Consider the following 7,200-nt stretch of genomic DNA (forward strand, 5'->3'; position numbering starts at 1 on the left):
CCCGCAGGTCAGCGAGCCGCTGCAGAAACGATCATGGCGACGTGAGCAAAGTCAGGAGGGCGAGCAGGCCCTCGCGCATCGAGCCGGCGATCTCGGCCATCGCCACGCTCACCCGCTCCGGGACGACGAACCCGTCGCCGGTAGGCGTGTCGATCTTGTCCTTCTGGTACTTCTTGGTCACGGCGGTCCCCTGCTCGAAGTGGTGTCTTGGCGGACGCCCAACACCTACCTCACGGCCGGTGCGGGCGGGGGACCGCCACCTCAACTTCTACGAGACCCGGGACAACCTCCCGGCGTATTCAACGCGGGCCAACGTGAGCAAACGCCTCAAGATCAAATCGCAGGGTTAGTGGTTCGAGTCCACTCGGGGGAGCTCTGACCAGGCCATATGGCTTGAAGGCTGCATGCCATGCATCATTTACTCATCGAGAACGGATGAGGCAACACCTGCTGCCGGTGCCCCGTCACCATCACCGGGCGTCGAGTGGCGTAAGCCCTGGCGGCAGGCCGTACATCTGGTCCTGGATGACGTCGATGATGGCTGGACGGTCCTGGGCCAGGGCCTCGTCCACTGCCGAGGCCAGGTCGGCATCGGTCTCCACGCGGACGCCGAAGCCCCCGAGTGAGCGAGCGAAGTCCGCGAAGTCCGGGTTGCCATAGAAGACGCCGAGATAGCGGCCGCCGTGGGTGGATCGTTGACGGTCGCGGGTGTTTCCGTACGAAAAGTTGTTCATGACGATGTTGACCAGGCCGATCTTCTCCCGGACGCAGGTCTCGAAGTCCTGGGCGACCATCCAGAAACTGCCGTCACCGCTGACGGTGACGACCCGCTGGCCCGGTCGTGCCAGCGCGATACCCATGCCGGCCGGTAGTCCCCACGCCATGGCGCCACCGGCTGATGCGTAGAGACTGCGCGCGCGGGGAAGCCGCAAGTACCGATGGGTCCACGGGGCGAAACTGGGCGCGTCCTGCAGTAGGAGCACCCCGTCCCGGGTGGCCAGCTGCTGCAGGACGCGAACCGCGGTGAGACTGCTGACGCCGATACCGGGGTCGTCGGCGGCCAGGTCCTCCGACTCAAGAGAGGACACCCTGTCGAACTCGCACCGCAGGGTGCGCAGGCGGGCCCGCCGAGACTCAGCCTGTCCGTCGCTCGGAGCCGGCGCGGCAGCGGCCAGGGATTCGGCAGCGAGCCGCGCGTCGGACACCAGTCCCACGTCGGGCACGTACACCTTGCCTAGCTCGGAGGCATCGATGTCGACGTGCACGAGGCGCGTGGTGGGGGAGAGGAGGGTCCATCTCTTCGTGGTGAACTCGGAGAACCGGCAGCCGAGGGCCAACAGGACATCGGCATCCCGCACGACTTGCTCGGTTACCTCGTGGGCGCCGTAGCCCAGAGCTCCCAGGTATGCCGGGTGGTCATGCGGGACGGTGTACTGACGCATCCAGGTAGTCACGACCGGCGCGGCGAGCCGTTCAGCGAGTCGAAGGTAGCTGCCCGGGTCACCGACGGCGCCGCCACCCAGCACGATTGCGGGCCGCTCCGCGGCGGCGAGCAGGTTGGTCGCCTCCCGCACGCCGCCGTCGGCGGGTGCCGGCGGGTGACTCCGCCGCCGCGGAGCAGGCCGCAGCTGCTCGGGGGCGGGCGCCTGCTGCACATCGAGGGGGAGGGAGACGACGACGGGCCCCGGGCGGCCGGTGACGGCGGCGCGCAGTGCCCGCTGGAGCAGTTCCGGGATGCGCTGGACCTCGTGGATCTCGACGGCCCACTTCGTCATGGGCCGGAAGGTCGCCACGACGTCCATCTCCTCGAAGGCGCCGCGTTCTGTGATGCTTCCGGGCACCTGCCCGATGAGCGCGAGGAGGGGGACGGATTCGTCGTAGGCGTTCTGGACGGCGATCGCCAGGTTGGCTGCTCCCGGCCCTCGAGAGGCCAGACAGACACCCAGTTGTCCGCCGGAACGGGACACCCCGTCGGCGAGGAATCCGGCGACCTGTTCGTGCCGGGTCACCACGAACCGGATCGCGTCCTGACGGGCGAGGCTGTCGATGAGGTCCATGACCGTCGTGCCGGGCACGCCGGCCACGAGGTCGACTCCCTCCTGCCTGAGGCATTCGATGACCAGGTCGGCGCCCGTGCGCCGATGCGGTCCGCCGGAAGCCGTGGACCGAGCCGGGCCCGACACGGAACTCCTTTTCGTCGGGCCCGGCCTCTCGGCACCGACGGCTGGGACACCGGCGCGGAGTTCCCCAGGCATTACGTGGCGGGGTTCCAGTAGGCGAACCCGAGACCGGTGACCGCGTGGTGCAGGGGGACGTAGTCCACCACGTGAGCGGGGAGACCGGCGAAGGCCCCCGCCACCACGATCCAGGAGCGGATCTCTCCGGTGCCACCCCGAAGCGTGTCGGAGTCGAAGCCGAACAGTCTGGTCAGCTCGTCGCCTCGTCCCTCCGCGATCCGGTCGAGTACCCAGTTGTCCAGCCGCTGGTCGATCCAGCCTGCTCGTGGCCCCATTGGGTCGTGCGAGAGGCCGCCGGAACCGAAGACGGCGATGCGCTCGGGCCTGCCGTCCGCGATGTCCCGGATGGCTGCGCCCAGGTCGTAGCAGCGCTGACCGGAGGGAAGAGGGTCGTGATAGGCGTTGAGGAAGATCGGGATCACGGGGATGCCTGCGTCGGCCACTCCGAGGAAGTGCGCGGGACGGGTGAACGCGTGCCCGATGCCGTCCGGGCGGCTGAGTGGCCGGAGTTCTGTCATCACTGCCGGGTCGAAGCCGCGTTGGATGAGACCGGCGGCAAAGTGGGAAGCGAGCTCACTGTGACACTTGAGGTCCACGCGGCGGTCGACGCCGGGTTGGTCACGGAACCGGGGAAGCGTGCTTCCGCTTACCTCGCTGCCGCAGAAGACGGCGAGTGTTGGGTTGAACGCCGGTCCGAATACCTCATTCTGGTCGTCACCGACGATGACCAACGCGTCCGGCCGCGCGGCTTCCAGTGTCTGGCGCAGCACGGCGACGCCAGCGTCGATCCGCTGCCGGGCGACCGCATTCGTCTCAGGTGTCTCCGCAGCGGCGGCCTGGGGCTGCGGCACGACGCCGGTCGCCATTTCGTACGCCGTGGGCCACAAGTCGGCCGGGAGGAGCATGGCAGGCGCGTGCGACGACGCGACTCCGAGAACGAGCATCAGTTTCCTCCGATGGTAGGGACGCTCACGTAGACGTTCCCGTTCGTGACCGTGACCTCGTAGGTCTGGACCGGGAAGAGTGCGGGAAGCGACCGAGGCTTGCCGGTGGCGAGGTCGAACCGGGCCCAGTGCAGCGGGCACTCCACCTGGCAGTCCTTCACCTCACCCTCAGCGAGGGAGGCCGTGGCGTGGCTGCAGGTGTCGCTCAGCGCGTAGAACCGGCCCTCGTCGTTGAACACCGCCACGGGCTCGGGCAGGTCGGGAAGCTCGATGCGGATGCCCTCACCTACGGGAACGTCCTCCACCGCGCACATGTAGACCTGGCCCATCGATGACACTGCCAACCTTCAACTCCCCACCGGTTCAGGCGTCCACGCGGCGACGGCCATCACCATCATTGCTCCAAGACAAATGGCCGGTATTCCATGAATTCCGCGGGACTGTCGCCGAGTGCGCCAATGGGGGTGATCGAGGTGCAGCTCAATCCCGCACTGTTCTCGGAGGTCCGCATCGGTCACGCTCGGCGAGCTTGGGGACCACGGCGCCTTCCCGGTTTCCCGGCAACGGTCGAAGTGGAGTCGACTGTCCCGTGCGACCAGGGCCCCGGTAGGCGTACCAGGAGTACCCGCCCGTGAAGTGCGACGGCCCGTCGCAGGCATAGATCGCCGTCCGCGCGCGCCTGAGCCACCGCTAAGCATGAGCGCTAACCGTTCACCCCCGCCGCCCTGGACGTAGTGGGTTCTGACGTCGTCCTCCGTCTCGGCCATGGCCCAGGCCTGCGGCACCAGCACGAACCGCGACCGCCACGGGCCTCCGGCCGCGGCACGGCGCACACTCGTCACGCCGCTGCGAGGAATTCGAGTGCGATACGGTTGAATTCCGCTTCGTGCTCGATCTGCGCCCAGTGGCCGCAGTTGCGGAACACGTGCAGACGCGAGTCGGGGATGTCTCGCAGCAGCTGCAGGCCGATCTCCAGCGGGTTCACCCGGTCCTCCCGACCCCAGACGATGAGTGTCTTCGCCGCGATCCTGGAGAACTCGTCGGTCTGGTCGCGCCACGGCGCCGTGGAGCGAGCTGCGGCATTCCGATGCGATTCCTTGCGTGCCGCCTGCACCCTTTCCTCGAGCGCCCCAGACGTCATGAGGCTGGGGTCGAACAGCATGGTGTTGACCAGCGCCTGCATCGTCTCGACGTTCGGGTCTCTGCCGGCCTCGGCGAGCCGCCGGTGCCCTTCGGTGGGCTGCGGCGCGATCACGGTGCGCGTCTTGCCGGCCGCTCCAATAAGGATTAGCCGTTCCGTCCGCTCGGGGTAGTCGACGGCGAAGGCCATCGCCGTGGTGCCACCCATGGAGTTGCCGACGAAGCTGGCCTTCTCGATGCCGAGTGTGTCCATCAGATTGCGCAACGCCCGCGCCCGCACCGTCGTGGCAGGTTCGCTCTCAAACACCACCGGGTCCGACCCACCAAAGCCCAGCATGTCGACCAGCAGCGTCCGATGCCGCTCAGCGAACCGCCCGATGTTGCCACTGAAGTTCGACCACGCCGTCGCACCTGGACCGCCGCCGTGAAGCATGATGACCGCCGGGCCCTGCCCGTCCTCGTGGTAGTGGAGGCGGTAGGGCCCGGCCTGTGCGTAGCTGCCCGTGCCCTCCTCGCCGAGAGTGGCCACAGCCTGTGTCATGGACTTCCCTTTCCGACAGATTTTCGGTGATTGAGGATCAGAAGAAGATGGCGATGCCGCGGGGCAGCACCGTCGCGTCGAGGTGCACCTCGCGCCGCGCGATCTTCCAGCCGCCGTCGACGCGTCGTAGGCGGTCCCAGCGTCGGCCGGCCCACCACGCTTCATCGCGCAGCTTCCGGGCCTGGCGGACGGTGAACGCGCTCCGCACGTTGACCTCGTCGGGGTTGTCCGTCTCGTCCGCGACCACGTTGCTGATCAGGTGACAGGTCATCGACACCGGGGTCTCCACGTGGGAGTAGCCGGTGGCGTCCTTACGGACCCGCACAGTCAGCATCTGCTTGTCGTCCTTGATCATGGGATGTCCAGCCGGCGCGACGTCCCCCTGCAGGTACTCGCGGAGGGGGACGAGGTACTCGGCGTCCTCAGTGAAGAGGTCCAGCCAGTCCTCGAGGCGATGCTCGTCCAGGATGTGCGCCTCGCGGTAGAGGAAGTCCTCGAGCTCCCCCTTCAGCGCCCAGTCGACTGCCATGGTCAGCTCCGTTCCATCATCTCGAGCCAGAACCGGTAGAACCGGCGCTGATTGCCCTCACTCGGGGTGGGACCGAGGTTTCCGGGCAGGCCCTTCGGGCCTTCCTCCTCGTGACCGAACTGCAGGCCGTAGTGAAACGGGCGGTCCCAGTTGCGCCGGGCGCGCCCCGCCTCGACCATCCGCTCGAAGTTCTCGACGTCATCCGGTGCGATCACTCCGGCCATGTGCTGGCCCTGGTACACGCGCTGAACCGCCAGATCCTTGACTGCTTGCGGCGCGTCCCGCTCCACCATGGTCCACTGCCAGCACTCGTGTTCGACGGGCCCACGCGGGTGGAACGACTGGAAATGCCGCCCGATCATGGGGGAGAAAAAGCCCATCAACCCCAGGTTGGGAAACAGTCCTCCATGCATGAAGCTATACGGCTTCAGCTCCCGGTCCTTCGCAATCTCGAGAAGCTGACGCTGCCGGTATTCCACCCACTCGACCGCCTCCGGTCCCAGTTCCTGAGCCTCTGCCAGGTCCCGCTTGTACAGCGCATCGTTGCCGGCCACGACCATGCCCATGCCTAGCGGCGCACTCCGTCCGGATCCGGCGAATCCCTCGTACATCGGCGGGTCTGTGGTGCCGGGATAGGTGATGATCGGGATCCTGATCCCTTTCCCCATAAAGTCCTGCACCATCGCAAGCCAGGAGATGTGGGTGGCCGCGTATACGTGATAGGAATCCCCGATGAAGTTCTCGGAGACGAGCTTCCAGTTCCCGGGCGAGCGGTACCGGTGCCACCCAGGCAGCATCTCCAACCCACCGACGGGCCCCCCGAGGACGAAGTTCTCCAGCCACCAGCGCACGTCCTCGCCGAGCCACTCGTCGAGTGCGGGTGCCGCAGGATCGAAGGACGCGAAGAGCAATCCGTGGAAGTTCGCGACGTGCGCGACCTCTTCCAGCCCCAAGGCCACCTTGTCCAGTTCTCCCCGGTAGACCATCTGCTCCAGCGGTGCCCCGGTCAGTGTGCCGTCGAGGCCGAAGCTCCAACCGTGGTAGGAGCAGGTGAATCCCTTCACGTTGCCGCGGTCGAAGAGGCACACCTGGTTGCCCCGGTGGGAGCACTTGTTCACCAGGACCCGGATCTGTCCTCCGGCGTCCCTCACCACGATGACGGGCACCTCGCCCATGTAGTTGGTGATGTAGTCGCCGGGCTTGCGAACCATGTCCTCGTGGCCGACGACGAGCCATGCGCGATTGAAGACGCGCTCGGCTTCCATTCGGTACAGGTCTTCGTCGAAGTGGATCGCTGACGCGACCCGCCCGTTTCGCCAGTCGACGATGTCCCGCAGTTCACCGACGTTCGACATGGTGGATCCCTCCTGTGGGAAATGCAGACGTCACACTGTGCGAATGGCGTCCTGAATCCGTTCTCGGCCGCCGCGCCGTGACCGAGGAGCCGTTGTCCGGTCTTCTGGGGGTCATTTCCTTGGCCTGGGCATGGTCTGTGCGCTCCTATCCGAATGGTTCATGGCCGGACGGGCGGCACCGCGACATCCCGGACGCCCCTGTGGTACGGAGCAGGACGTTATGACGAGCGTCTCAGTGTTGTCCATAGCATTATTCGGATTGAAGCTATGCCCCTCAGGTATTGATCAGGAGCGGACCGACGGCGTCCATCAGGGCTCCGGAGCGGTTCCCGGCTCGGGCCCACACGGAAGGGGGCCGGTCAAGTCCCCGGGCGTGGTGTGTGACGGCTACCGCGTGATCTTCATGTCTGGTCAGGCGCTGAGCGTCGGGATGGTCGGCTGCGTGGTCACCTCC

Annotated in this window: 8 protein-coding genes; 1 reads left to right on the forward strand and 7 read right to left on the reverse strand. The window is 66.8% G+C overall.

Going from position 1 to position 7,200, the window contains the following annotated elements; genetic code table 11:
• Positions 1-31: 31 nt before the first annotated feature.
• The 7 genes from ACYVG5_RS19950 to ACYVG5_RS19980 form a co-directional block, all read right to left on the reverse strand.
• Positions 32-181 carry a hypothetical protein gene (locus ACYVG5_RS19950; protein WP_222050406.1) on the reverse strand — a complete coding sequence of 50 codons (150 nt, stop codon included), beginning with the start codon at positions 179-181 and terminating at the stop codon, positions 32-34.
• 289 nt (positions 182-470) lie between these two features.
• Complete coding sequence (locus tag ACYVG5_RS19955) at positions 471-2,255, reverse strand: thiamine pyrophosphate-binding protein (RefSeq protein WP_246631018.1); 1,785 nt, start codon at positions 2,253-2,255, stop codon at positions 471-473.
• Positions 2,255-3,181: a DODA-type extradiol aromatic ring-opening family dioxygenase gene (locus ACYVG5_RS19960; RefSeq protein WP_222050395.1), complete on the reverse strand. Its 927-nt coding sequence runs from the start codon at positions 3,179-3,181 to the stop codon at positions 2,255-2,257. The genes ACYVG5_RS19955 and ACYVG5_RS19960 overlap by 1 nt, the downstream gene beginning before the upstream one ends.
• Positions 3,181-3,519 carry a bifunctional 3-phenylpropionate/cinnamic acid dioxygenase ferredoxin subunit gene (locus tag ACYVG5_RS19965; RefSeq protein ID WP_460683477.1) on the reverse strand — a complete coding sequence of 113 codons (339 nt, stop codon included), beginning with the start codon at positions 3,517-3,519 and terminating at the stop codon, positions 3,181-3,183. The genes ACYVG5_RS19960 and ACYVG5_RS19965 overlap by 1 nt, the downstream gene beginning before the upstream one ends.
• A 500-nt stretch (positions 3,520-4,019) precedes the next feature.
• Positions 4,020-4,862 carry an alpha/beta fold hydrolase gene (locus tag ACYVG5_RS19970; RefSeq protein ID WP_222050396.1) on the reverse strand — a complete coding sequence of 281 codons (843 nt, stop codon included), beginning with the start codon at positions 4,860-4,862 and terminating at the stop codon, positions 4,020-4,022.
• 37 nt (positions 4,863-4,899) lie between these two features.
• Positions 4,900-5,391 carry an aromatic-ring-hydroxylating dioxygenase subunit beta gene (locus ACYVG5_RS19975; RefSeq protein ID WP_222050397.1) on the reverse strand — a complete coding sequence of 164 codons (492 nt, stop codon included), beginning with the start codon at positions 5,389-5,391 and terminating at the stop codon, positions 4,900-4,902.
• 2 nt (positions 5,392-5,393) lie between these two features.
• On the reverse strand, positions 5,394-6,746 hold the full coding sequence (locus tag ACYVG5_RS19980) for an aromatic ring-hydroxylating oxygenase subunit alpha (protein ID WP_222050398.1): 1,353 nt from the start codon (positions 6,744-6,746) through the stop codon (positions 5,394-5,396).
• Between the two features lie 220 nt (positions 6,747-6,966).
• Between ACYVG5_RS19980 and ACYVG5_RS19985 the strand changes: the two genes are divergently transcribed.
• On the forward strand, positions 6,967-7,200 hold a 234-nt coding region (locus ACYVG5_RS19985), incomplete at its 3' end, for a hypothetical protein (RefSeq protein ID WP_460683476.1).

It is taken from the genome of Modestobacter lapidis, assembly GCF_054780755.1.